At 41.5% G+C, this 25044-nt stretch carries 29 protein-coding genes; all 29 read left to right on the plus strand.

The window, feature by feature from the left end:
- Window positions 1-16 precede the first annotated feature (16 nt).
- Entirely contained in the window at window positions 17-1417 is a 1401-nt protein-coding gene (hslU, locus tag BQ5796_RS06160; RefSeq protein ID WP_071459436.1) for an ATP-dependent protease ATPase subunit HslU, read from the plus strand.
- A 139-nt stretch (window positions 1418-1556) separates the two neighbouring features.
- Window positions 1557-2336, plus strand: a complete 780-nt coding sequence (gene codY / locus BQ5796_RS06165) for a GTP-sensing pleiotropic transcriptional regulator CodY (protein WP_071459437.1) — start codon at window positions 1557-1559, stop codon at window positions 2334-2336.
- 633 nt (window positions 2337-2969) lie between these two features.
- Window positions 2970-3365, plus strand: coding sequence for a flagellar basal body rod protein FlgB (gene flgB, locus BQ5796_RS06170; RefSeq protein ID WP_071459438.1), 396 nt, complete (start codon window positions 2970-2972; stop codon window positions 3363-3365).
- Window positions 3366-3367: 2 nt separating this feature from the next.
- Window positions 3368-3808, plus strand: coding sequence for a flagellar basal body rod protein FlgC (gene flgC, locus BQ5796_RS06175; protein WP_071459439.1), 441 nt, complete (start codon window positions 3368-3370; stop codon window positions 3806-3808).
- Window positions 3809-3879: 71 nt separating this feature from the next.
- Window positions 3880-4131 (plus strand): flagellar hook-basal body complex protein FliE, encoded by a 252-nt coding sequence (fliE, locus tag BQ5796_RS06180; protein ID WP_487246422.1) that lies wholly within the window; start codon window positions 3880-3882, stop codon window positions 4129-4131.
- 70 nt (window positions 4132-4201) lie between these two features.
- Window positions 4202-5791, plus strand: coding sequence for a flagellar basal-body MS-ring/collar protein FliF (gene fliF, locus BQ5796_RS06185; protein ID WP_071459441.1), 1590 nt, complete (start codon window positions 4202-4204; stop codon window positions 5789-5791).
- 11 nt (window positions 5792-5802) lie between these two features.
- Entirely contained in the window at window positions 5803-6819 is a 1017-nt protein-coding gene (gene fliG, locus BQ5796_RS06190; RefSeq protein ID WP_071459442.1) for a flagellar motor switch protein FliG, read from the plus strand.
- Window positions 6803-7564 (plus strand): flagellar assembly protein FliH, encoded by a 762-nt coding sequence (gene fliH, locus BQ5796_RS06195; RefSeq protein WP_071459443.1) that lies wholly within the window; start codon window positions 6803-6805, stop codon window positions 7562-7564. The genes fliG and fliH overlap by 17 nt, the downstream gene beginning before the upstream one ends.
- Before the next feature lies 1 nt (window position 7565).
- Window positions 7566-8879, plus strand: coding sequence for a flagellar protein export ATPase FliI (gene fliI, locus BQ5796_RS06200; protein ID WP_071459444.1), 1314 nt, complete (start codon window positions 7566-7568; stop codon window positions 8877-8879).
- A gap of 5 nt (window positions 8880-8884) precedes the next feature.
- Window positions 8885-9331 (plus strand): flagellar export protein FliJ, encoded by a 447-nt coding sequence (fliJ, locus tag BQ5796_RS06205; protein ID WP_071459445.1) that lies wholly within the window; start codon window positions 8885-8887, stop codon window positions 9329-9331.
- Window positions 9332-9335: 4 nt separating this feature from the next.
- Complete coding sequence (locus BQ5796_RS06210) at window positions 9336-9944, plus strand: MotE family protein (RefSeq protein ID WP_071459446.1); 609 nt, start codon at window positions 9336-9338, stop codon at window positions 9942-9944.
- A gap of 27 nt (window positions 9945-9971) precedes the next feature.
- On the plus strand, window positions 9972-11186 hold the full coding sequence (locus BQ5796_RS06215; protein ID WP_071459447.1) for a flagellar hook-length control protein FliK: 1215 nt from the start codon (window positions 9972-9974) through the stop codon (window positions 11184-11186).
- A 12-nt stretch (window positions 11187-11198) separates the two neighbouring features.
- Window positions 11199-11834 (plus strand): flagellar hook assembly protein FlgD, encoded by a 636-nt coding sequence (flgD, locus tag BQ5796_RS06220; RefSeq protein ID WP_071459448.1) that lies wholly within the window; start codon window positions 11199-11201, stop codon window positions 11832-11834.
- Between the two features lie 13 nt (window positions 11835-11847).
- A complete protein-coding gene (locus tag BQ5796_RS06225; protein ID WP_071459449.1) occupies window positions 11848-12234 on the plus strand; it encodes a TIGR02530 family flagellar biosynthesis protein in 387 nt (128 codons plus the stop codon).
- 79 nt (window positions 12235-12313) lie between these two features.
- Window positions 12314-13117 (plus strand): flagellar basal body rod protein FlgG, encoded by an 804-nt coding sequence (gene flgG / locus BQ5796_RS06230; protein ID WP_071459450.1) that lies wholly within the window; start codon window positions 12314-12316, stop codon window positions 13115-13117.
- A gap of 71 nt (window positions 13118-13188) precedes the next feature.
- Window positions 13189-13410, plus strand: a complete 222-nt coding sequence (locus tag BQ5796_RS06235) for a flagellar FlbD family protein (RefSeq protein WP_071459451.1) — start codon at window positions 13189-13191, stop codon at window positions 13408-13410.
- Window positions 13400-13828 (plus strand): flagellar basal body-associated protein FliL, encoded by a 429-nt coding sequence (fliL, locus tag BQ5796_RS06240; protein WP_071459452.1) that lies wholly within the window; start codon window positions 13400-13402, stop codon window positions 13826-13828. Before BQ5796_RS06235 ends, fliL begins: the two co-directional genes overlap by 11 nt.
- A 45-nt stretch (window positions 13829-13873) precedes the next feature.
- Window positions 13874-14875, plus strand: a complete 1002-nt coding sequence (gene fliM / locus BQ5796_RS06245; protein ID WP_071459453.1) for a flagellar motor switch protein FliM — start codon at window positions 13874-13876, stop codon at window positions 14873-14875.
- Window positions 14862-16037: a flagellar motor switch phosphatase FliY gene (gene fliY, locus BQ5796_RS06250; protein WP_071459454.1), complete on the plus strand. Its 1176-nt coding sequence runs from the start codon at window positions 14862-14864 to the stop codon at window positions 16035-16037. The genes fliM and fliY overlap by 14 nt, the downstream gene beginning before the upstream one ends.
- A gap of 20 nt (window positions 16038-16057) precedes the next feature.
- A complete protein-coding gene (locus tag BQ5796_RS06255) occupies window positions 16058-16420 on the plus strand; it encodes a response regulator (protein WP_071459455.1) in 363 nt (120 codons plus the stop codon).
- A gap of 15 nt (window positions 16421-16435) precedes the next feature.
- Window positions 16436-17107, plus strand: coding sequence for a flagellar biosynthetic protein FliO (locus BQ5796_RS06260; RefSeq protein ID WP_428839289.1), 672 nt, complete (start codon window positions 16436-16438; stop codon window positions 17105-17107).
- Complete coding sequence (gene fliP / locus BQ5796_RS06265; protein WP_071461174.1) at window positions 17100-17765, plus strand: flagellar type III secretion system pore protein FliP; 666 nt, start codon at window positions 17100-17102, stop codon at window positions 17763-17765. The genes BQ5796_RS06260 and fliP overlap by 8 nt, the downstream gene beginning before the upstream one ends.
- 16 nt (window positions 17766-17781) lie before the next feature.
- Complete coding sequence (gene fliQ, locus BQ5796_RS06270) at window positions 17782-18051, plus strand: flagellar biosynthesis protein FliQ (protein ID WP_071459456.1); 270 nt, start codon at window positions 17782-17784, stop codon at window positions 18049-18051.
- A 4-nt stretch (window positions 18052-18055) separates the two neighbouring features.
- Window positions 18056-18832, plus strand: a complete 777-nt coding sequence (gene fliR / locus BQ5796_RS06275) for a flagellar biosynthetic protein FliR (protein WP_071459457.1) — start codon at window positions 18056-18058, stop codon at window positions 18830-18832.
- The gene (gene flhB, locus BQ5796_RS06280; RefSeq protein WP_071459458.1) at window positions 18833-19921 is read left to right on the plus strand and encodes a flagellar biosynthesis protein FlhB; all 1089 of its coding nucleotides are present in this window, start codon (window positions 18833-18835) and stop codon (window positions 19919-19921) included. It abuts the gene before it with no gap.
- Window positions 19922-19972: 51 nt separating this feature from the next.
- Window positions 19973-22009, plus strand: a complete 2037-nt coding sequence (gene flhA, locus BQ5796_RS06285; protein ID WP_071459459.1) for a flagellar biosynthesis protein FlhA — start codon at window positions 19973-19975, stop codon at window positions 22007-22009.
- Window positions 22006-23130, plus strand: a complete 1125-nt coding sequence (locus BQ5796_RS06290) for a flagellar biosynthesis protein FlhF (protein ID WP_071459460.1) — start codon at window positions 22006-22008, stop codon at window positions 23128-23130. The genes flhA and BQ5796_RS06290 overlap by 4 nt, the downstream gene beginning before the upstream one ends.
- Window positions 23117-23998: a MinD/ParA family protein gene (locus BQ5796_RS06295; RefSeq protein ID WP_071459461.1), complete on the plus strand. Its 882-nt coding sequence runs from the start codon at window positions 23117-23119 to the stop codon at window positions 23996-23998. The genes BQ5796_RS06290 and BQ5796_RS06295 overlap by 14 nt, the downstream gene beginning before the upstream one ends.
- Entirely contained in the window at window positions 23985-25043 is a 1059-nt protein-coding gene (locus BQ5796_RS06300) for a protein-glutamate methylesterase/protein-glutamine glutaminase (RefSeq protein WP_071459462.1), read from the plus strand. The genes BQ5796_RS06295 and BQ5796_RS06300 overlap by 14 nt, the downstream gene beginning before the upstream one ends.
- The last annotated feature ends 1 nt before the right edge of the window (window position 25044 follow it).

Genomic DNA, 25044 nt, shown 5'->3' on the forward strand with positions numbered 1-25044 from the left:
GGGGGGCTATTTTTGAATGAAAGACAATAGCAGCTTGACTCCAAGGCAAATCGTTGAGCGTCTCGATCAATATATCATCGGGCAAAAGGAAGCGAAAAAAGCGGTTGCGGTAGCTTTAAGGAATCGTTACAGGAGAAGCCTTCTTCCGGAAAAATTAAAGGATGAAGTTATCCCGAAAAATATCCTGATGATTGGACCGACAGGCGTGGGCAAAACAGAAATTGCAAGAAGGATAGCAAAGCTGGTCAAGGCGCCTTTTGTTAAAGTGGAAGCCACAAAGTTTACGGAAGTAGGTTATGTTGGGCGAGATGTTGAATCTATGGTCCGCGATTTAACAGAAACTTCTATCCGAATTGTCAAAGAAGAAAAAATGGTGGAAGTAAAGGATCGAGCCGAAGAAAATGCAAACCAGCGTTTGGTAGAACTGCTTGTCCCGTCATTAAAGAAGCAGTCATTCAAAAACCCGCTTGATATGCTATTCGGGGGGAATGGGCAGCAGCAACAAGAAACACCGCCTCAAGAAGAAAGTGGGATTGCTGAAAAGCGAACTGCTATTTCACGCAAGCTTGCAGCAGGTGAGCTTGAAAATGAAATGATCACGATTGAAGTGGAAGAACAGGCTCCTTCGATGTTCGATATGCTACAAGGATCAGGCATGGAGCAAATGGGGATGAACATGCAGGATGCGCTAGGTGGCTTAATGCCGAAGAAGCGAAAGAAACGAAAGCTGAAAGTGAAAGAAGCTAGAAAAGTGCTTGCAATGGAAGAAGCACAAAAGCTGATCGACATGGACGAAGTCTCCCAGGAAGCGGTTTATCGAGCAGAGCAGGCAGGTATTATTTTCATTGATGAAATTGATAAAATCGCAAGCAAGAATTCGGGCGGGTCTTCTGCTGATGTTTCCCGAGAAGGAGTACAGCGTGATATCCTTCCTGTTGTGGAAGGTTCTACTGTTGTTACAAAATATGGACCTGTTAAAACAGATCATATTTTGTTTATTGCTGCAGGTGCTTTTCATATTGCTAAGCCATCGGATTTAATTCCAGAGCTTCAAGGCCGTTTTCCAATCAGGGTTGAACTGACAAAGCTTACTGTCGAGGATTTTTACAGAATTCTCGTTGAACCTGATAATGCCTTAACGAAACAATATGAAGCATTATTGGAAACGGAAGGTATACAAATTGAATTTTCTGACGAAGCTATTCGTAAGATTGCCGAAGTTGCTTATGAGGTGAATCAAAACACGGATAATATTGGGGCACGACGTCTTCAGACTATCCTTGAGAAGTTGCTGGAAGATTTAAGCTTCGAAGCGCCGGATATTAACCTTGAGAGGATTTCAATCACACCGCAATATGTCGAAGAGAAGCTTGGTGCTATTTCCCGAAACAAAGATTTAAGCAGATTTATTCTATAGGCCTTTGTTTCATCATTCTCCTGTGAGGGTAGAGAGGGAATGGGCCTCTGCGATGCCGGATTTCAATCAAACACTCACAATAAATCTACAACAAGGAAATAAATATTTAGTTGCTTTTACCATTAGGAGGAAGAATCAAATGGATTTACTAACAAAAACAAGAAAGATCAATGCAATGCTGCAAAAAGCTGCAGGAAAGCCTGTTAACTTCAAGGAAATGGCAGAAACGCTAAGTGATGTTATTGAAGCGAATACTTTTGTTGTTAGCCGTCGCGGTAAGCTTCTTGGTTATTCGATTAACCAACAGATTGAAAATGAGCGAATGAAAAAAATGCTTGAAGATCGCCAGTTCCCTGAAGAGTATACGAAGAGCCTTTTCAACATCCAGGAAACTTCTCCAAACCTTGATGTTGAGAGTGTATATAGTGCATTTCCTGTGGAAAATCGCGATTTGTTCAAAACGGGCTTAACTACTGTCGTTCCAATTATTGGTGGTGGTGAAAGGCTGGGAACTTTAATTCTTGCACGTGTTGAAGAGCAATTCCATGATGACGAACTCATTCTTGGTGAATACGGTGCGACGGTTGTTGGAATGGAAATTCTTCGTGAAAAAGCTGAGGAAATTGAAGAAGAAGCAAGAAGCAAAGCTGTTGTACAAATGGCAATAAGCTCTCTTTCCTACAGTGAATTGGAAGCAATTGAACATATCTTTGAAGAGTTGAATGGAAAAGAAGGTCTTCTTGTAGCTTCAAAAATTGCTGACCGAGTAGGTATTACGCGATCTGTTATCGTCAATGCACTCCGCAAGCTGGAGAGTGCAGGAGTCATTGAATCTAGGTCACTAGGAATGAAAGGGACATACATTAAAGTATTGAATGATAAGTTCCTTCTAGAACTAGAAAAGCTTAAAACAAACTAATGTCAAAAACCCGCTATTTTAGCGGGTTTTTTTTGCCTGAAGAATGAAAGGGAAATAATTCCAAACCCTTTTTTTAGAGCTGTAAAAAGCAAAATTTTTCTGTACTAAAGAATGGCTTTGGAAAGCAAGTCGTCTGGAAAATAGTATTATAAATACTTCAGAATTTTCGCTATTTTTTGCGGTTTTTTGCTTGATTTCTAAAGAAATTATAGAATAGGCAGGGAACGAGTAATTTAAATCATAAATTGTGACAATTATGTTACAAAGCTGATATAGCAATCGCTTTAATATCACAAAAATGCCATAATTATCATGGTAGTCTATTAGGTTCGGTTTTTGTATATAAAAGGGTAAAAAGAAGGATATAAAGAGTTTTTAAATAATGTAAAACAAGGATAATATACCTATTTATTGGAATAAAAATACTATAAGAGGAATGTATATCCAGTGTTTATAGGGGAAAATGGAAAATAGGTATTTTGCCCCTGCAAATAAAATGAGCATATGGCACGAGGAAAAATAACAGAAAGGACATAGACAGATTTTTGCAGATTCATTACAATGAGATAGAAATCCACAAATACCAACAAATTTTTACATGCCTATAATTTTCCATGAAAGAAGGTGTATGTTTTGAAGCTTTTTTCCGATACTTTTTCCATCCTTGAAAAAGGAATGGATTACTCTTCTCTTCAGCAGAAAGTGATTTCGCAAAACATTGCGAATGCGGATACACCAAATTACAAACCGAAAGGCGTAGCTTTTAAATCCTTTTATGAGGAAGCACTGAGAAATCCAATGGAAGCGTATAAGACGAATGTTAAGCATTTTGATTTTCAAGGAACGAGTGCACAATCAAGGAAAATAATAACAAGGAGTAATGTGAATTATAATGCGAATGGAAATGGAGTGGATTTGGATAAGGAAATGTCCAATCTGGCGGGGAATCAAATCTACTTTAATGCTCTGACAGATAGAATAAGCGGAAAATTCAATTCCCTGCAAACAGTTATAAGAGGTGGAAAATAATAATGACGATTTTTCATAGCATGAATACGACCTCTTCTGCACTTACGGCCCAACGTATGCGCATGGATATTATTTCATCCAATATGGCCAATGTCGACTCGACGAGAGGGGCAAACGGAGAGCCATACCGCCGGAAACTGGCAGTGCTTCAGCCGAAAGAAAATGGATTTTCATCATTTCTTGACAAAGCAATTGGCAAAGAAGCCTCAGGTGATGGCGTGAAAATTGCACGAATTGCAGAAGACACACGCACACCATTAAAGCTTGTATATGACCCAGAACATCCTGACGCCGGAAAGGATGGATATGTGAGGTATCCAAACGTGGACCCGCTAAGAGAAATGGTTGACCTTGTAAGTGCTACCAGGTCGTATGAAGCTAATGTTACTGTTTTCAATGCTTCTAAAGGCATGATGATGAAAGCCCTCGAAATCGGCAAGTAAGGGAGGATACCATGGAGAGCATTTCATTTAAACCAACGGAAGGTTTAATAAAACCATTAGAAAATAGAACGATGAATAATTCCGCTACAGTATTCGATACGCAAAAAAGTTTTTCGTCCGTCTTAAAGCAAGAAATTAATAAAATTAATGATACGCAAATAAAGGCTGATAGACTGACAGAACAGCTAGCAACTGGTGGAAATGTCGACTTGCATCAAGTAATGATTGCTTCACAAAAAGCAAGTATCACAATGCAAGCTGCCCTTGAAATAAGGAATAAAGCTGTAGAGGCTTACCAGGAAATGATGAGAATGCAAGTGTAGTAGAGCTAAAACTGCTGAATGGACGGTTATTAGCCATTACCACAGATGAAATAATAACCGGGGGATTGTGATGAAAGAAACATTTTTAAAATATATGGACAAATTCAAAAACTACTGGAGCAAAAGGGGGAAGAAAAGTAAAATCATTACTATTTCCGTCATCTTCTTCGTGCTTTTGACTGGGGTACTTACTGGGTTATTCATGAATAGAACAACATTCGTACCTCTCTATAGCAATCTGTCTCCGACTGAAACAGGGGCAATTAAGGAAAACTTGGATGGCCGTGGTATTCCTTCAGAGATTGCTGATGGGGGGGCAACCATTAAAGTCCCAGAGGAATCCGTTGATACTTTAAAGGTTGAACTTGCTGCTGAAGGACTCCCTAAATCCGGAAGCATCGACTACTCCTTTTTTAGTCAGAATGCGGGAATGGGAATGACGGATAATGAATTCAATGTTTTAAAGGTAGAAGCAATGCAAACAGAACTTGCTAACCTGATGAAAGGTGTAGAAGGTGTCAAGGATGCAAAAGTAATGATCAATTTACCAGAAAAGAGCATTTTTGTAAACGATGCTCCTGAGAAGGCTTCAGCATCCATTGTGCTGAATACTGTTCCCGGTGTTGAGCTTGGAGAGCCGCAAGTACAGGCATTATACCGATTGGTTGAAAAAAGCGTTCCGAACCTGCCGCCTGAAAACATTGTTATCATGAATCAGTATTCCGAGTATTTCGATCTTAAAAATAAGAGTAATTCAGCTCAAGATACGTTTGCTTCGCAACACGAAGTAAAACAACAAGTTCAAAAAGATATTCAGCGCCAAGTTCAGTCCATGCTAGGAACGTTAATGGGACAAAATAAAGCCATAGTTTCAGTTACTGCAGATATTGATTTCACCCAGGAAAAAAGAGAAGAGAATTTAGTTGAGCCAGTTGATAAAGAAAATATGGAAGGGATTGAAATAAGTGCCCAAAAGCTAACTGAAACCTTCTCTGGAAACGGAAAGCAGGCTGGTGGCGTCCCATCAAGTCAGGATCCTGCAGATTCTCTTGGTTCGCAATATTTAGAATCAGCAGATAGCAACGGCGATTATGAAAAGAAAGAAGAAACCATTAACAAGGAAGTTAATCGAATCAGGAAAGAGATAGTAGAGAGTCCTTATAGAATAAAAGATCTTGGCATCCAAGTAATGGTTGAACCGCCTAAACCGAATGATCCCAATTCTCTTCCACAGGAGCGAATTGACGATATAACAAAGATTCTTGGCACGATAGTTCGAACCACTATTGCTGATAAAGAAGGAACCGAACTGACGGATGACGCAATTGAAGATAAAATCGCTGTCTCCATTCAACCGTTTGCTGGAAAAGTTCAGTTTAATGAAACAGCAAAGACATCATTGCCATGGTGGGCTTATGTCATAGGTGTAATACTCATGGCGGCAGTCCTTATCCTTCTGTTCTTCTTCATCAAATCCCGCAGGAACAAAATAAATGACGAAGAGGAAATGGCTTCAGAAGAAATACCGGTATATGTTCCTGACGTAAATAATGAAATTGAGAACGAAGGATCTTTAAAAAAGAAGCAGCTTGAAAAAATGGCCAAAGAGAAGCCGGAGGATTTCGCCAAGCTTCTCAGGACATGGCTCAGTGAAGAATAGGGGGCAGTAGCATGGTAAAAAGAGAAAATAGGCAGCTTACTGGAAAGCAAAAGGCAGCCATCCTCCTAATTTCCATGGGTCCGGATGTCTCGGCGTCGGTCTATAAACATTTAAGTGAAGAAGAAATCGAAAAATTGACATTGGAAATATCAGGAGTCAGGAAGGTTGATTCGGCAGCAAAAGAGGAAATAGTGGAAGAATTCCATAATATCGCATTAGCTCAGGATTATATTTCGCAAGGTGGAATTGGTTATGCGAAAACGATTCTTGAGAAGGCACTTGGTCCTGATCAGGCTTCAGTGATTATCAACAGGTTGACATCCTCCCTGCAAGTCAGGCCGTTTGACTTTGCAAGAAAAGCGGATCCGGGACAAATTCTTAATTTTATTCAAAATGAACACCCGCAAACGATTGCATTAATCCTTTCATACCTCGATTCTAGCCAAGCTGGACAAATTCTTTCAGAATTGCCGCAAGAAATGCAAGCGGACATTGCTAGGAGGATCGCGATGATGGACAGCACCTCTCCTGAAATAATCAGCGACGTAGAGCAGGTGCTGGAAAGGAAGTTATCTTCAACGGTCACACAGGACTATACTCAAACAGGAGGCATTGAGTCAGTCGTAGAGGTGTTAAACGGTGTGGATCGATCGACAGAAAGAACAATTCTTGATGCCTTAGAAATACAAGATCCAGAGCTTGCGGAAGAAATTAAGAAACGGATGTTTGTATTTGAAGATATTGTTACATTGGATGCCCGTGCAATTCAGCGTGTTATTAGAGATAGCGAAAATGAGGATCTTATGCTCTCGCTTAAAGTTTCTAGCGAGGAAGTGAAAGAGATTGTCTTCAAGAATATGTCCCAACGCATGGCAGAGACTTTCAAAGATGAAATGGAATATATCGGACCAGTCCGTCTCAGGGATGTGGAAGAGGCACAATCTAGAATCGTTTCTACAATCAGGCGTCTTGAGGATGCTGGTGAAATTGTCGTAGCCCGTGGGGGAGGGGATGACATTATTGTCTAGGCTTTTCAAATCACCTAAAGAAATGCAGAGCGGAAAAGTCATCGGTATTCGTCATGTCGGATTTCCAGTAACAGTAACAGAAGGTATAGAGGACAGAGAATGTCATGTTGCAACAGAGACAATGGAATTGGCAGAAGCGAAAGCAAAAGAATTAATCAATGCCGCAAAAATGGAAGCTGATTCTATCCGAACCGCTATCAATGCGGAAAAACAGGTATGGGAAACAAAGCAGGCTAAGGCTTTCGAGGAGGCAAAGGAAGCTGGATATGAGGCAGGCTTAATAGAAGGGCGTCGAGTTGGTCATGAGGAGTATCGGGAAAACATCGACTTTGCGAGAAATTTAGTCGATTCCGCTAGGAAGGACTATGGCGATAAAATTCAAGATGCTGAAGGCGTCATACTTGATTTGTCGTTAAAGGTTGCCGGGAAAATTATCGGACAAGCGTTAAAGGAGGATAAAGATTACTATATTACCTTTGTCAAACGAGCGCTTAAAACGGCAAGAGACCAAAAAGAAGTAGAGCTTCATATCCATCCGGACCACTACGACTTCCTTCTTTCACACAAAGAAGAATTAGAAGCTGTTTTTCCAAGAGATACTGATTTCTTTATTTACCCTAATGAAGAATTGGAGGATTCGAGCTGTCTGATTGAATCAGCAAACGGCAGGATTGATGCAACTGTTGATAGTCAATTGGCCGAAATAAAACAAAAACTGTTGGATTTGCTGGAGAGTGAGGATTAAGTTGAACGCACGAAAATTAATTGATCATGTGGATTCTGTAGATTCCTTCAAGCGTTACGGAAGAGTCAATAAGGTTGTTGGGCTTATGATCGAATCCCAAGGCCCGGAAAGCTCAATTGGCGACGTGTGTTATATCCATGTGGGTTCAAGGGTTAAAAGAAAAATCATGGCGGAGGTAGTAGGTTTTAAAGATTCTAATGTTATCCTGATGCCATATACTGCCACACATAATATATCTCCGGGAAGCCTTGTTGAAACCACCTCCAAGCCATTGGAAATAAAGACAGGGCAAGCGCTGATCGGAAAAGTAGTTGATTCTCTGGGAAGGCCGCTAGATGGTTCCCCAGTTCCAAAGGGACTTGCTTCTGCACCGACAGATCAAGATCCTCCTAATCCTTTAAGCCGTCCACCTATCTCCGAGCCTATTGAAGTAGGAGTGACGATGATTGACAGTCTATTAACGGTAGGGAAAGGACAGCGTGTAGGAATTTTCGCCGGTAGCGGCGTGGGCAAGAGCACATTGATGGGGATGATTGCAAGGAATACGACCGCAGACCTGAATGTCATCGGGCTAATTGGAGAGCGAGGCAGGGAAGTTCGGGAGTTCATTGAACGGGACCTTGGAACTGAAGGTTTGAAAAGATCGATTGTTGTGGTTGCTACTTCTGATCAGCCTGCATTAATGAGGATAAAAGGCGCTTTAACTGCAACGGCTATCGCAGAGTATTTCAGAGACAAGGGATTAAATGTCATGCTGATGATGGACTCGGTTACACGAGTTGCAATGGCTCAGCGAGAAGTGGGCCTTGCAATCGGGGAGCCGCCCACCACTAAAGGTTATACTCCTTCCGTTTTTGCTGTACTATCAAGGCTGCTTGAAAGAACAGGAACAAATATAGCTGGATCAATCACGGCATTCTATACGGTACTCGTCGATGGCGACGATATGAATGAGCCGATTGCTGATACAGTTAGAGGAATATTGGATGGCCACTTTGTGCTCGATCGGGATCTTGCGAACAAAGGACAGTACCCTGCTGTTAATGTGCTGAAAAGCATCAGCAGAATCATGAACAATATTGTCGATGAAAAGCATAGACAAGCGGCGGAACGGTTAAGAGATTACTTAGGGACTTATTTGAAGTCCGAAGACTTAATCAATATTGGAGCCTACAAAAAAGGCACATCAAAAGAAATAGATGAAGCGATTTTGCTTTATCCCGAAATCATTCGTTTCCTGAAACAAGGGACAGAAGAAAAGGTTTCGATGCCTGAAAGTATCGAAAAATTGTTAGGACTAACATCCAGAGGGTGATGAGCATGCATTATCAGTTCAAATTCGCCAAAATCCTGTCGCTGAAAGACAAGGAGAAAGAGGAAGCGCTTGCAGTCTACCAGGAAACCGTCAAAAGGTTTGAAGATGCGGCAGAACACCTATACAGCCTGTTAAAAAAGAAAGAAAACCTTGAATTATATCAAGCTGAAAGGCTCCATGCCGGCCTGCCAATACAGGAAATCAGACATCATCAACAGTTTGTCGGCAACCTTGAAAAGACGATTGAACATTATCAAAAAATTGTATATAACGCTAGAAAGCATATGAGTTTTCAGCAGGATAAACTGATGGAAAAGAATATGGAAGTAAAAAAGTACGAAAAAATGAAAGAGAATCATTATTTGCGATTTCTTTCCGATGAAAAGCATGAAGAAGGAAAACTGATGGATGAAATCTCGATTCAGCAATATATGAACCGGGAAGCTAGGTGAAAAAATGAGCAAATTGGCAGAAGAAAAAGAAATAGAAGGTCGCGGGCGTCTGAGGAGAATCCTTTCTTTCGTTATTTTGCCCGCATTATTCGCTGTCACCCTTGCGCTAATTGTTATGAGTTTTGCGGGTATCAATATTTTTGATAGCGCCAGGGAAATAGGTGCTAGGATTCCGGGAATCAAGCAACTGGTACAAAAGAGTGAAACTCCTTCTATTAAGGAAGCGGAAAAGAGAATGATCGGGTTGGAAGCGGAGATTAAAAATCAAGAAGCAAAAATGGAGCAATTGCAATCGAAGCTTGACAACAAAGAGAAAGAGAATGACCGAATCCAGCTTGAAAAACAGCAGCTCGAAGAACAAATCGATGAGCTTGCTGCTATACAGGCAGAGAACAAACGGGCGTTCAAAGATATTGTTAGAACCTATGAAACAATGTCACCAAAAAGTGCTGCCCCCATTATAGCTAAAATGGAAGATGGAGAAGCGCTCAAAATTCTGAAGAATGTCAAACCCGATTCGCTTTCAGCCATCATGGAAAAAATGGTACCTGAAGATGCAGCCAAATATACTGAATTGCTTACAAGCGATAGTAATACTTCAGAAAAAGACTGAGATTCCTTCAGCAAAGGAGGTGAGAAAATGGAAATGGGAGGATTAGGAAGACTAAACTCTCTCGTTCAAAACAAAAGCCTTTTACAGTCAGAAACTAAACCAACAGGTTTTGCCGCATTATTCTGCACGGTCACTCAAGACATTTCTCCTAGCAACCTGGCCGAATGTGTTTCCGGAGTGATAGATTCAAATAATGTAAATGATACTATCAAATTTTTAAAGCAGTCAGATTTGTTAGGCATGGAAGAGGGATTCAAGCTGGCGGATATTGCAATGACAACAGAATTGGAAAGCCTCTTTAAAGCAGCATTAAAAGTAGTGGGAATGGAATCAGAGCAGCTGGAAGGCTTCACTTTTCCTGATTTGGTTGATCTAAATGAAGCGGATGTTGAAAAACAATTGGAAGATATGACAGCTTTTCTAGGTGCTCTCTTGTTAATGCCGGAAAAACAGCTGGTCATGTCAATGGATAAACAGCAACAAGCGGTTTTAAAAGCAATCAAGCTTTTCGATTTGCTTTCCCAATATAAAGCTGGCGATGGGAGCGAAGGAAAGCTCAAGGACGCATTGCTGAAAATAGCTGACAAGCTGGAAGCAGCCGTGCAGAACAAGGATGCAGGAAGAATGGAATCTATTCAAGCTAAGTTTAAAGATACTGCAGCCCAAATCAATGACCGGCTGTCGAAAGAATCAATCCAAAGTAAGTATAGTGGAGCAGTTAGAAGCGGGGCAGGTGAAGATGGGAAACTAATTCTTCATGGTCAGTTCCTTTCAAGACCAGAACAGTTGCAGCTTATGCAAGGAAATGCAAGCAAGCTGGTAGATCCGCAACAGCTGCTCCGGCAATTTGAATCCGCCTTGGCGAGCTCAAAGTTCAGTAACGATGGCGGAATCCAAAAGCTTGCTTTTAGACTGTTTCCAGAGCACCTGGGGAGTATCCGGATTGAATTGATTCAAAAAGAACATGGATTTATCGCAAGGATTATCACAACTACCAGTACAGCCAAGGAAACGCTTGATGCTCACTTAAATGGTTTGAAAACGGCATTTACATCGCAAAACCTGCAAATTGACAAAATTGAAGTTACTCAACCTGAATCAAGTCAGCAACGCCCTTCTCATAGGGAATCTGGACAGGAAAAGGAAAACAGAGAGCAAAACAGACCAAGAACCGAACAAGAACAGGAAGAGGTTGAACCAATTTCCTCTTTTGATGAAATTCTTACGCATCTAAAAGTATAGGAGTGACTGCAAATGGCTGGTGCAATCGATACAAAATATTTGTTGTCTTCCGTCCAGGAAAGGATGGGAACAGGAAAAAGTGAATTAGGAAAAGACGATTTTCTTCAGCTTCTAATGACCCAGCTGCAAAATCAGGATCCAATGAATCCCCTTCAGGATAAAGATTTCATTGCGCAGATGGCTACATTTTCATCGCTTGAACAAATGACCAATGTTGCGAAATCAATGGAGAATCTTCTTCAATCACAGGAACAAAACAAAATGATTGCATATTCCCATTTTGTTGGGAAGCAAGTGAAGTGGCATAAACTTGAAGAAGGAGAAGTAGGTTCCACACCCGCTTTGAAAGAAGGAAGCGGTAAGGTCGAAAGAATTGAATTTACCGGCGACAGTGTCTCCTTCCATTTAGAAGATGGTACTAAATTAGAGCCTGCGAACATTTCTGAAATCGGTCATGACACTGTAGAAAATACCATTATTCAGGCAAGCCAATTGATTGGAAGGACTTTCACTTATGTTGACGGAAATGGGACTGAAAAATCAGCAACAGTGAAGTCTGTCTCCTTTAAAAATGGCAAAGCAGAATTCATTTTGAATAATGAAGAAGGAACAAAAATTGATGCTTCCCAAATAGTACAAATACAGTAAAGGATGTGGGGAGATGGATTCAATTATTTATCGCCCGCTTCATCCTTATCCAGCTAGGGACCTTAGGAAAAACATTGTTCAGGAGAAAAGTACAACACCAAGTTTTTCAGAAAAACTAAAGGAAGAACTTGGACAGGTAAAGAAGCTTGAGCTGAGTAAACACGCAGAGCAAAGGCTAATACAGCGGGGGATAAGCATACCATCTGATCAATGGCATAGTATTGAAGCGAAAATTAGTCAGGCTAGGGAAATGGGAATCAACGATTCTCTCGTACTTCTAAAAGAAGCGGCACTTATTGTCAGTGTGAAAAATAGTATTGTCATTACGGCTATTGATCGTAAAGAAGTTGATGGACATATTTTTTCGAATATTGACGGAACCATCATGTTGGATTCTTGAACAAAAATAGGCTTGACCAATAATGGAAGCCAGGGCTGTGGATCGAAGGAAACGGCCCATAATAAGAGGAGGAATAGAAATGCTTCGTTCAATGTATTCAGGAATAAGCGGAATGAAAAACTTTCAAACAAAGCTTGATGTAATTGGCAATAATATCGCGAACGTCAATACACACGGTTTCAAAAAAGGAAGGGTCACTTTTAAAGATACCGTATCTCAAACGATTTCTGGTGCCTCTGCACCTACAGGGGCAGGCGGAATTAATCCCAAGCAGGTAGGCCTTGGATCCCAACTTGCTACCATTGATACGATTGATAGCCAGGGAAGCCCGCAGACAACAGGGCGTGTTCTTGATGTTTCTATTCAAGGGGATGGTTATTTGACCGTTCAAAGGGATGGGAATACATTTTATACGCGCGCAGGGAACTTATATCTTGATAATAGCGGCCAGCTGGTCACAAGCGCTGGTGATAATGTGCTCGATACCAAAGGCAGTCCAATTATCATTAATGGTGGCGACCTTACGACAGTAAAGAGTCTGAGCATTTCAACAGATGGCAAAATTAATTACATTAAAGATGGCGAGACAAAAATTTCGGTTGCTGGGCCTATCGCAGTTGCCAGGTTCAATAATAATGGTGGGCTTGAGAAAGCTGGAGATAATCTTTTTAGCGAGACGGTCAATTCTGGAAAGCCGACCGTATTAGATCCCGGTACATCTGGCGCTGGAATGCTGATATCAGGGCAGCTTGAAATGTCGAATGTGGACCTTTCCGAAGAGTTTACCGAAATGATTGTTGCTCAACGCGGATTCCAGGCCAATACCCGAATTATTACAACTTCTGATGAGATATTGCAAGAGCTTGTAAACTTGAAACGATAATCTGGAAAGGAGCAGGGGAATTGCTGTGTTTCCTTCTTAGGGGATAGACAGAGCTCCCCTCATATCTCATTGTGATTAGACTGACGAAATTGAATGGGAAACAGTTTGGGCTTAATGCTATTTTTATCGAGACGGTTGAGTCATTCCCAGATACTACCATTACTCTTACCAATGGTCATAAATACATTGTTAGTGAAACCGTGGATGAAGTATTTGCTTTAATAGCTGAATTCACTAAATCAGTGGGTTTGATCGGCACTAATATGCTGGGGGAAATGAAAGATGAAGAATAACAAACTATTGATGACAGTTGTATTGATGCTGATAGCTGTTATGTTAGCTTCAGCTGCGGCTGTGGTTGTAGTGTTAAAGATGAAAGGGGAAGACGGGAAACAGGCTCCCTCCATTGATGAAGTGCTGGAAGCATCCGTCGATGTTCCTGAAATCACGACAAATCTGGCTTCGGATGATTATATACGGATCTCCTTTAAAATCCAGACAGATAGTAAAGATGCGAAAGAAGAACTAGAAAAGCGGGATTTTCAAGTCAGGAACATCATCATCCAAGAGCTATCCGAAAAGAAATCGGAGGAACTACAAAGCGGCGGCGGCAAAGCTGCTCTTGAAACCGAGCTGAAGGATAAAATCAATACGCTGATGCAGGATGGAAAAGTCGTAAAGGTTTACATTACCGGTTCGCTCCTCCAGTAAGCATGGCATAGAAGAAACAAGACAGGTAAACGGAGGTGAGCCTCATTGTCCGGGGAAGTATTGTCACAAAACGAAATTGATGCGCTGTTGTCTGCCTTATCGACAGGTGAAATGGATGCGGAAGAACTGCGGAAAGAACAATCAGAGAAAAAGGTAAAATCGTATGATTTCAGGCGTGCACTACGGTTTTCTAAGGATCAGATGCGCAGTCTGACAAGAATTCATGAGAATTTTGCCAGACTATTGACAACCTTTTTCTCTGCCCAATTAAGGACTTTCATTCAAATCAGCGTAGCATCGGCTGATCAGATACCTTATGAGGAATTTATTCGTTCTATTCCTAAAATGACTGTGCTGAATGTATATGAAGTACCGCCCCTTGAAGGCAGAATTTTAATGGAAATAAACCCTAATATAGCCTATGCCATGATGGACAGGCTGCTCGGGGGGAGAGGGGCAGGGCATAATAAGATTGATAGTCTTACGGAAATTGAAACTAAAATCATGAGCGCCGTTTTTGAAAGGTCCTTTGAGAACTATCAAGAGGCGTGGGCAACCATTTCGGATATCGAGCCTCAGCTTGCCGAATTTGAAGTAAATCCCCAGTTTTTGCAAATGGTATCGCCAAATGAAACAGTTGTCGTCATTTCCTTGAACATAACGATTGGAGAGACAAGCGGAATGATTAATATTTGTATTCCGCATGTTGTGCTCGAACCAATCATTCCAAAATTATCTGTTAAGTATTGGATGCAGTCAGAGAAAAAAGAGCATCTTTCTTCGGAAAATGAAGAGATTGAAAGTGAACTGCAAAAGGCGGAAGTAACGGTTACTGCAGAATTGGGAACTACAGAAATTACAATCCAAGACTTTCTGATGCTGAATACGGGTGATGTTATCGAATTAAACCAGTCGATTAACGATCCATTGACAGTATTGGTTGGAGGGGTTCCGAAATTTTCAGGACAACCAGGAAGAAAAAATAAAAAAATTGCTGTTCAAGTAATGGATGCTTTTAAGGGAGGAGATGAAGATGATGAGCGATGACATGCTTTCACAGGATGAAATAGATGCATTGCTTCGGGGAAACAACCCGGAGGAAGAACAGAACAATAATTTAAATGTTGAAGAATATCTTTCTTTCATGGAACAGGATGCGTTGGGAGAAATCGGGAATATTAGTTTCGGAAGCTCTGCAACAGCATTATCGACATTGTTGAATCAAAAAGTGGAGATTACCACACCTACTGTTACGATTGTTCACAGAGAAAGGATACCAGAAGAATTTCCTGATCCCTATGTGGCTGTTCAGGTGCATTATACAGAAGGTTTCTCAGGGACAAACATGCTTGTCATCCAGCAGAATGATGCTGCTGTCATTGCAGATTTAATGCTTGGAGGAGACGGTAGTGCACCGAGGGAATTGATGGATGAAATTCAACTAAGTGCGGTTCAGGAAGCAATGAACCAAATGATGGGGTCCGCAGCCACATCGATGTCGACTGTTTTCAGCAAGCGCGTGGATATATCCCCGCCGGCCATCAATTTATTAAATCTGCAGGAAGGCAAAGGAACGGAAAGTATTCCTTCCGAGGAAGTATTTGTCAAGGTTTCCTTCAGATTAAAGATTGGAAGTTTAATAGATTCAAGTATCATGCAACTGTTTCCAGTCGAATTTGCACGTAGTCTTATCAATGAGTTATTAAATCCAGGAAATAAAACCGGAGAACAAAAGAATGATGGAAATGCTGAAGTGAAAGAACTAGATTTCCTTCGTGAAGAAGGAATGGGAGGTATTGAGCAGCCTTCACGTCAACCAGAACGAGACTTTCAAAATGAGCACCAGGAAACTCAGCATCTTGGCATGTCATTCTCCAACTCAGCGGAGCCGCAAATTCAGCCAGCTGTATTTTCCAGCTTTGACAGTGTTCAGCCAGTACAACATGAAAGCCAAAACTTGGATATGCTCCTTGATATCCCGCTTGAGGTAACGGTCGAGTTAGGGAGGACAAAAAGGTCAGTCCGCGATATCCTTGAACTGTCTGGAGGCTCCATCATTGAGTTAGATAAATTAGCAGGGGAACAAGTGGATATCCTTGTCAACAATCGACTCGTTGCTAAAGGTGAAGTAGTCGTAATCGACGAAAACTTTGGCGTTCGTGTTTCGGATATTATCAGTAAAAAAGATAGACTTAGAAAATTAAAATAGACAAAAGGAGTCAGGAAGCAATGGCATATAGAATTTTAGTTGTGGATGATGCAGCATTTATGAGAATGATGATTAAAGATATATTAACAAAAAACGGATTCGAGGTTGTGGCAGAAGCTGCTGATGGAGCGCAAGCGATTGAAAAATATAAAGAGTTTCAGCCAGATCTTGTGACAATGGATATTACCATGCCAGAGATGGATGGAATTCAGTCGTTGAAGGAAATCAGGAAAATCAATCCTAATGCGAAAGTCATCATGTGCTCTGCCATGGGGCAGCAGGCGATGGTGATCGATGCCATCCAAGCTGGAGCAAAAGATTTCATTGTTAAGCCTTTTCAGGCAGACAGGGTAATCGAAGCGATTTCGAAGTCGCTTTCCTAATTCAAGGAATAGAGGGTGTGGACTTTGTTTAATAGACTGCGTGCAATATTTGCCGCAGCGAGTATGATTGCTGTGCTGCTCGGATCGCCCGCATGGACGGTCGCAGAGCAGCCCGTCAGTGTGAAAGACTGCGTGGAGGGCAAAAAAGGCTGCGGAGAAGATCAAATTAAAGGTTCAAAAAAAGAACCTAGCCAGGCGGAAAGTCAGGCTATTGGTGTAACAATATGGGATTTTGTAAAAATGTTTTTCGCGACAGCATTTGTAATTGCGCTGCTTTACGCCTTACTGAAGTTCATCAATAAAAGGAGCGTAAATTATAAGCGATCACAAATAGTAGAAAATCTTGGCGGAACAAGCTTGGGGACGAACAAGTCAATCCAAGTTGTAAAAGTTGGAAATAGTTTGCTGGTAATAGGGGTTGGTGAAAATGTCAGATTGTTAAAAGAAATTGAGGATAGAGAAGAAATCAATTCGATTCTTGAAGAACATAACAGTAAGCTTGAACAAATGATCCAGCCAAGTGACATTGTGACAAAGTTATTGAGAAGAACAGAGGATTCCACGGAGCGAGAAGAACAGGGGAGTAAGTTTTCCGCATTGCTGAAATCGCAGCTCGACGATGCTGTAAAGGACAGGAAAAAAGTTTTCAGGGAAATGGGAAGAAAGGGTAATGATAGAAATGAATGAATTTATGGAGTTTTTTAACAGCGCCAACCCTTCGAATGTTTCGACATCTATCAAGCTCATGCTCCTTCTTACTGTCCTTTCCATCGCTCCAGGCATTTTAATTTTAATGACTTGTTTCACAAGAATCGTCATTGTTCTTTCCTTTGTCAGAACGGCGCTTGCTACCCAGCAAATGCCGCCAAACCAAGTTTTGATAGGTCTCTCCCTGTTCCTTACTTTTTTCATCATGGCCCCCACTCTCCAAGAAGTAAATAAGGAGGCGCTGACACCGCTCTTTAAGGAAGAAATCAATCTGGAACAAGCATACGAAAAAGCTTCCTTGCCTTTTAAGGAATTCATGAGTACACATACCCGTCAAAAAGACTTAGCTCTTTTTCTTGAATATTCGAAAGCAGACAAGCCGGAATCAATCCAGGATATTCCTCTAACATCCCTTGTTCCTGCATTTGCGATAAGCGAAATCAAGACTGCGTTTCAAATAGGATTTATGATCTTTATTCCTTTTTTAGTCATAGACATGGTCGTTGCGAGTGTTCTTATGTCCATGGGGATGATGATGCTGCCACCTGTTATGATCTCTTTGCCCTTTAAGATACTATTATTCGTACTAGTTGATGGATGGTATCTTGTTGTGAAATCCTTACTACAGAGTTTTTAGAATAGGTGATAAAAAAATGTCAAGTGAAGCAGTTATTTCAATAGCGGAACAGGGAATTTATACAGTATTGATTGTTTGCGGCCCTTTGCTTGTTATTGCACTGGTTGTTGGTTTGATCGTCAGTATTTTCCAAGCAACAACCCAGATTCAGGAACAAACCCTTGCATTCGTTCCTAAGATTGTTGCTGTCCTGGTAGGCATCGTTTTCTTTGGTCCTTGGATGTTAAGTCATATGCTGACATATGCAAATGATATTTTTTCTAATCTGAATAGATTTGTAGGATGAGACAATGATAGGGTTGGAACAATATCTTCCAGGATTCCTGTTGATATTTACTAGGGTTACTGCTTTTTTTCTTATGTTGCCGTTATTCTCTTACCGTACCATACCGGCTCAGCATAAAATCGGGCTTAGCTTTTTCCTTGCTATCCTAATGTATTCAACAATAAAGCCGCCGGTTTTGGAGATGGATGGATTATTTTTCCTTTTAGCGATCAAGGAAGTTCTTGTAGGGCTAGCGATTGGGTTCGCTGCGGCAATGATTCTTTCAGCTGTGCAGATAGCAGGCGGGCTGATTGACTTTCAAATGGGGTTTGCAATTGCCAACGTAATTGACCCGCAGAGCGGAACTCAGAGTCCGCTTACTGGACAGTATCTTTATATGATTGCTCTTTTATTCCTACTCTCGGTTAACGGACATCACATGCTTTTGAATGGGATTTTTCACAGCTATGAACTCATTCCAATCGATCAAGCTTCCTTTTCAGTAGGTGACGCCAAGGTCGCGGAACAGTTGATCAAAAGTTTCAATGCAATGTTTGTTACTGCAGTTCAAATGTCCATCCCCGTTGTTGGCAGTCTATTCCTTGTAGATGTAGCTTTAGGAATTGTTGCCAGGACCGTTCCGCAGTTGAATGTATTTGTGGTGGGAATGCCAATTAAGACAGGAGTTAGCTTCATTGTCCTTATAGCAGTAATGGGAGCGATGATGGTAGTGGTAACAAGGCTTTTCGGAGAAATGTTCGCAACGATGAAAACCTTAATGGAGTTGATTGGAGGAGCATAAATGAAATTGCTGTTGAAACTCGACCTTCAAAGGTTTTCTGGCGAAAAGACGGAAAAGGCAACGCCGAAAAAGAAGCAGGATTCAAGAAAAAAAGGACAGGTCGCTAAAAGCCAAGACCTTAATACAAGTATTGGTCTATTGTCACTTTTTCTTTTTCTTCTCGCCTTTGGAGAAAAGGTTGTCAGGCATCTGCTGAACCTCCTTCGCCACGCATTAAATGAGTATATGCTGATGGAAGTCACCGAAACAAATTTGAAAATGATTCTTGTTGAGGTTTTATCCGAATTAGGGTTGATTATCGGCCCGGTCCTGTTGGTCGCATTCGCTGCTGGTCTTGCAGCAAATTATGTGCAGGTAGGTTTTTTGTTTTCTTCAGAGGCAATCGCAATGAAGTTGGAAAAAATCAATCCAATCAGTGGATTCAAACGGATTTTTTCCGTTCGCTCGCTCGTTGAAATGCTGAAATCAATATTAAAAATTGCTTTTATTGGTTTTATTGCCTTCACGATTCTGATGAATGGGATGGATGAAGTACTTAGGCTGGCTAATAAGCCGGTTGCAAGTGCGCTGGCAGTGGTTGCTAAGCTGACAATTAAAATGGGACTGGCCGCTTCCGGCGCACTGCTGTTTTTATCACTACTTGATTATGCGTATCAGCGATTTGATTTCGCAAAAAGCATCAGGATGAGCAAACAGGATTTAAAGGATGAATATAAGAACTCGGAAGGCGATCCGTTAATTAAATCAAAAATCAAACAGAAGCAACGTGAGATGGCGACAAGAAGGATGATGCAGGAAATTCCAAAAGCGGATGTTGTCATTACGAATCCAACCCACTATGCTATTGCATTGAAGTACGACGAGGAAAAAGGTGACGCTCCAGTAGTCGTGGCAAAAGGTGTTGATTTTGTCGCTCAAAAGATCAAGCTTATAGCAAAGGAAAATGATGTTGTCATGGTCGAAGATCGTCCACTCGCGAGAGCTCTGCATAGCCAGCTAGAAATTGGCGATAGCATTCCTGAAGAATTTTTTAAAGCAGTTGCAGAAATACTTGCCTATGTTTACAGAACGAAAAACAAGGTGCTTTAGTAAAATTTTTTGCAACTAATGAATTATGTAATGCAGTGAGGAGAGAAAAAAATGTCCGGAAGAGACCTTACAGTCCTGTTGAGTGTCATCCTTATTGTCGCGATGCTCATTATTCCATTCCCATCATGGCTTTTAAGTATTCTAATCATGATGAATATATCGCTTGCACTTCTCATTCTGCTAAATTCGATGAATATGACTGAAGCATTGCAGTTCTCGGTATTCCCTTCCCTGCTCCTGTTAATGACGCTATTCCGGTTGGGATTAAATGTATCCACTACAAGGTCGATTCTTTCAAAAGGAGAAGCAGGAGGGGTCGTAGAGACCTTTGGAACATTTGTCGTCGGAGGAAATGTAGTTGTTGGGATGGTAGTTTTCCTCATTCTTATTATTATTCAGTTCATTGTTATAACGAAAGGTTCCGAACGGGTATCCGAGGTGGCAGCTCGTTTCACACTTGATGCAATGCCGGGAAAACAAATGAGTATTGATGCAGATTTGAATGCAGGAATGATCTCAGAACAGGAAGCGCGAAGTCGCAGGGAGAAAGTAAGCCGGGAAGCCGACTTTTATGGAGCGATGGATGGTGCGAGCAAATTTGTGAAGGGGGATGCCATCGCCGGCATTATAATCGTTCTGATAAACCTGATTTTTGGTATTGTTATTGGAATGATGCAACAAGATTTAGGGTTTGGCGAAGCGGCAAATAGATATGCTCTTTTAACAGTGGGTGATGGAATAGTTAGCCAAATTCCTGCATTGTTGATTTCGACTGCCACGGGAATCGTTGTTACGCGGGCAGCATCGGATGGCAACCTGGGCAAAGATATTACGGCACAGCTTATGGCATTCCCGAAAATGTTATACCTTGCCGGCGGTACCATATTCCTCTTGGGACTTTTCACACCAATTTCAGATTTGCTAACTATTCCAATTGGAGGACTATTAGCAATAGGAGGATATATGCTCTCAAGGGTACCGGAACCGGATGACAGAGAACTCCAAGAGATAGAGGAAGACGTCAAAGTGGATGAAATGAAAAGCCCTGAAAGTGTTGTAAACCTGCTGAATGTAGATCCGATAGAGTTTGAATTCGGATACGGTCTCATTCCACTTGCTGATGCCAATCAGGGGGGCGACTTACTTGACCGGATTGTCATGATTAGAAGGCAGCTCGCCATTGAGCTGGGTTTGGTCATTCCGGTGGTAAGGATTCGTGATAATATCCAGCTTGAGCCTAATGAGTATAGATTGAAAATCAAAGGAAATGAAATTGCCCGCGGCCAGCTGCTATTAGACCATTATCTTGCGATGAGTCCGGGTGTCGAAGATGATGCCATTGAAGGAATAGACACGGTAGAACCATCTTTTGGCTTGAAAGCAAAATGGATAGCTGAAGGAATGAAAGAACAGGCGGAAATTTTCGGTTATACGGTTGTTGATCCGCCATCCGTTGTCTCCACGCATATCACAGAAGTAATTAAAGCGAATGCACATGAGTTGCTCGGGCGGCAGGAGACAAAGCAGCTTGTGGACCATTTGAAAGAAAGCTATCCGATTTTGGTAGAGGAAGTGACACCTGTTCCACTCTCTATCGGAGATGTACAAAAAGTACTCTCTAAGCTGCTGAAAGAAAGTGTTTCCATACGGAATCTTCCGGTTATCTTCGAAACGCTGGCTGATTATGGGAAAGTATCGTCCGATACCGATATTTTAGCGGAGTATGTAAGGCAGGCGCTTGCTCGGCAAATTACAGGGCAGTATTCGAATGAAGGAAGCTCTTTAAAGGTGGTTACTCTTTCCGGGAAAGTGGAGAAAGTCTTAGCGGAAGGTGTGCAGCAAACGGAGCATGGAAATTATTTGTCCATTGAACCAACAGTATCTCAACAAATTCTTGAGTCGATTGCATCTCAAGCGGAACAGCTTTCTGTAATGGATCAAAGCCCGATTGTACTTTGCTCGCCTGCGGTGAGGATGTATGTCCGGCAGTTGACAGAAAGGTATTTTCCTCATATCCCTATCCTTTCCTATAACGAATTGGAAGCAAATGTTGAAGTACAGAGTGTCGGGGTGGTGACGATTCCATGAAAATAAAGAAATTCTCAGCTCCGACCATGCCTGAAGCTATGAAGCTTGTACGGGAAGAGTTGGGGAAGGATGCGGTAATTCTAAATTCTCGTGTTCTTAAATCGGACGGTTTCCTTGGTTTGTTTAAAAAAACAAAAATAGAGCTGCTTGCTGCAGTGGAACCAAAAGACGAAGAATACGCCCCTTATAAGAAGGGGAGTACCATATTATCGAAAGAGATGGATGTCGAACGAATTGGAAATGCAGTAAAAAAACAGAATTTTCCACAGAAGGAAATCGAAGCGGATACTACAAAGTCCGCGGATTTCTCACTTTACCCGCCTCCAATTAAGGATGCGGCCAGGATGATGGAAGAGCAGGAATTATGTTCTCAGGTTGTCATAAAAGTCCTTTCTGCTCTATTGGAGCGTTTTTATCAAAAGAATGAATGGCAAGATTTCAGCGATATTAGAATGAACATTGCATTCGAATTAGAGAAAATGCTCTCAGAAAAAGCTTTAGGAGGATTGACCTTTAAAAGAAAGTTCATTATGGTAGCGGGTCCAACTGGGGTTGGAAAAACGACAACGCTTGCAAAAATTGCTGCAGAATCAATGCTGAAATATGATAAAAAAATTGCCTTTATTACAACGGATACCTACAGAATAGGTGCGATAGAACAGCTTAAAACGTATGCTGGAATTCTCGATGTCCCAATTGAAGTTTGCTACAGTATGGCTGATTTCAAGCATGCAAGAGATAGGTTTAACGAGTATGACCATATTTTTATCGATACTGCAGGACGGAATTTTCGCAATGAGAAATATGTGAAAGATTTACGAGAAGCAGTTGATTTTGACGCGAATTTGGAAACATTTCTCGTTTTGTCACTAACATCGAAAGAGCGGGATATGATTGATATTTGTAATCGCTTCTCGAGCATTCCAATCGATAAATTTATTTTTACAAAAGCAGATGAAACCTATAATTATGGTTCTATTCTGAATATGCTTGAAAAATTCCCATATGGGGTTGCTTATATTACAAACGGGCAGGACGTACCGGACGATCTTATCGAGGCGAGCCCCGGACGTATTTCTATGCTGATTGCCAAAGCTGGTGAGACGTTTGGATCAAGCTGAGACTCTAAGAGCACGACTTCAAAATTATGCAAAACCACACGCGAAAACAATCGCCGTTGTTAGCGGGAAAGGCGGGGTAGGAAAGTCCAATTTCTCTCTTAATTTTGCGATTAAACTAGCAAAAAAGGCGAGGAAAATACTCATTTTTGATCTCGATATAGGAATGGGTAACATTGAAATTTTGATGGGCAGATCTGCGCCGTGTTCGATTGCAGACTATTTTATTAAGGGGATGTCCCTTAGCGATTTAATTGTAGGCACGGACACTGGAATCGATTATATTTCAGGGGGATCGGGTTTAAGTCACATCGTCTCATTGAATGAAAATAGTGCAACAAGGTTTATGAACGATTTAGACAGTATATTACTGAACTATGATTACGTAATCTTTGATATGGGTGCAGGTATGACAGAAGTCAATGTATCCATCCTCTTATCCGTTCATGATGTTATCGTCATCACGGCAGCAGAGCCAACCGCCATGATGGACGCATATGCGGCAATCAAGATCTTACACTTAGCTGGGAAAAACTCTCCATTTAAGCTCGTTGTAAATCGAGTCAGTTCAAAAAAAGAAGGGGAAGAAACTTTAAATAGGCTCGAGAAAGTGATACTGCAATTTTTAGGAAAGCACTCGATTAAGCTTGGCATGATACCTGATGACTCTTCAGTAACCCAAGCAGTGAAAAGGCAAATTCCTTTTTCAGTATTACATCCGAGAGGGCCCGCGTCCCGAGCACTGGATAGAGTGCTTGAGCGTTTCGAGGCCAACATGGAAAGTGATATTGAGAAGAAGGAAGAACAAGGTTTTTCTGCAAGGTTCAAGCGATTGCTGTTTCAAAGGAGGGGGAGGAATGGAAAGGGTTAAAGTACTGGTCGTCGACGACTCCGCGTTTATGAGAAAACTGATCGTCGATTTTCTATCGGAACATCTACTAATTGAAGTAGTTGGAACAGCGAGGAACGGGGAGGAGGCTTTAAAGAAAGTTGAACAATTGAACCCCGACATGGTCACCCTTGATGTAGAGATGCCAGGTATGAACGGGATGGAAGTGCTGAAAAAAATCATGGCTAATAAGCCTCTTCCTGTTATCATGCTGTCTAGTACAACAAAGAATGGAGCAGAGAATACTCTGAATGCAATGCAATACGGAGCATATGATTTCATTGCCAAACCATCTGGCTCCATATCTCTTGACCTTCATAAAGTTAAACAAGAATTAGTCGAAAAGGTGCTGTATGCAAGGAAAGCAAATATTCAACGATTTCCTATTGATCGCGAGCTTCCTCCTGAAAAACAAAGGGAGACAGAATTAATACCACGTAAAGCCACAGGAAAACATCTTAAAAAGATTGTTTGTATTGGAACATCTACCGGTGGTCCGCGTGCCCTTCAACAAGTTTTGACAAGGCTGCCAAAGGGGATGCCAGCACCTGTTCTCATCGTGCAACATATGCCGGCGGGTTTTACTAAATCGCTTGCCGATAGACTTCATACTCTTTGCAAAATTGCTGTGAAGGAGGCGGAGGATGGGGAAGTGTTAATGGACGGAATCGCCTATATAGCTCCAGGAGGATTTCATCTAGAGGTGAACCAGAATAGCGGAAAACTCCAAGTTCATCTGTCAAAGGAAGCTCCAAGGAGCGGACACAGGCCTTCAGTGGATGTGCTGTTTGAGTCGGCAGCAAGGATAGAGGGCTATACAAAAATAGCTGTTATTATGACTGGTATGGGTGCTGATGGGATGCTTGGACTGTCCTCGATGAAGCAACGGGGAGATGTGAAGGCTATCGCCGAATCTAGTGAGTCATGTGTTGTTTTCGGTATGCCTAAGGCAGCGATTGCTGCAAAGCTCATTGACGAAATAAAAGATGCGGAAGACATTGCATCCGCCATCATGCAATACATTTAAG

The organism is Bacillus massilinigeriensis, from assembly GCF_900111815.1.
In the GTDB taxonomy this organism is placed as follows: domain Bacteria; phylum Bacillota; class Bacilli; order Bacillales; family Cytobacillaceae; genus Mesobacillus_C; species Mesobacillus_C mediterraneensis.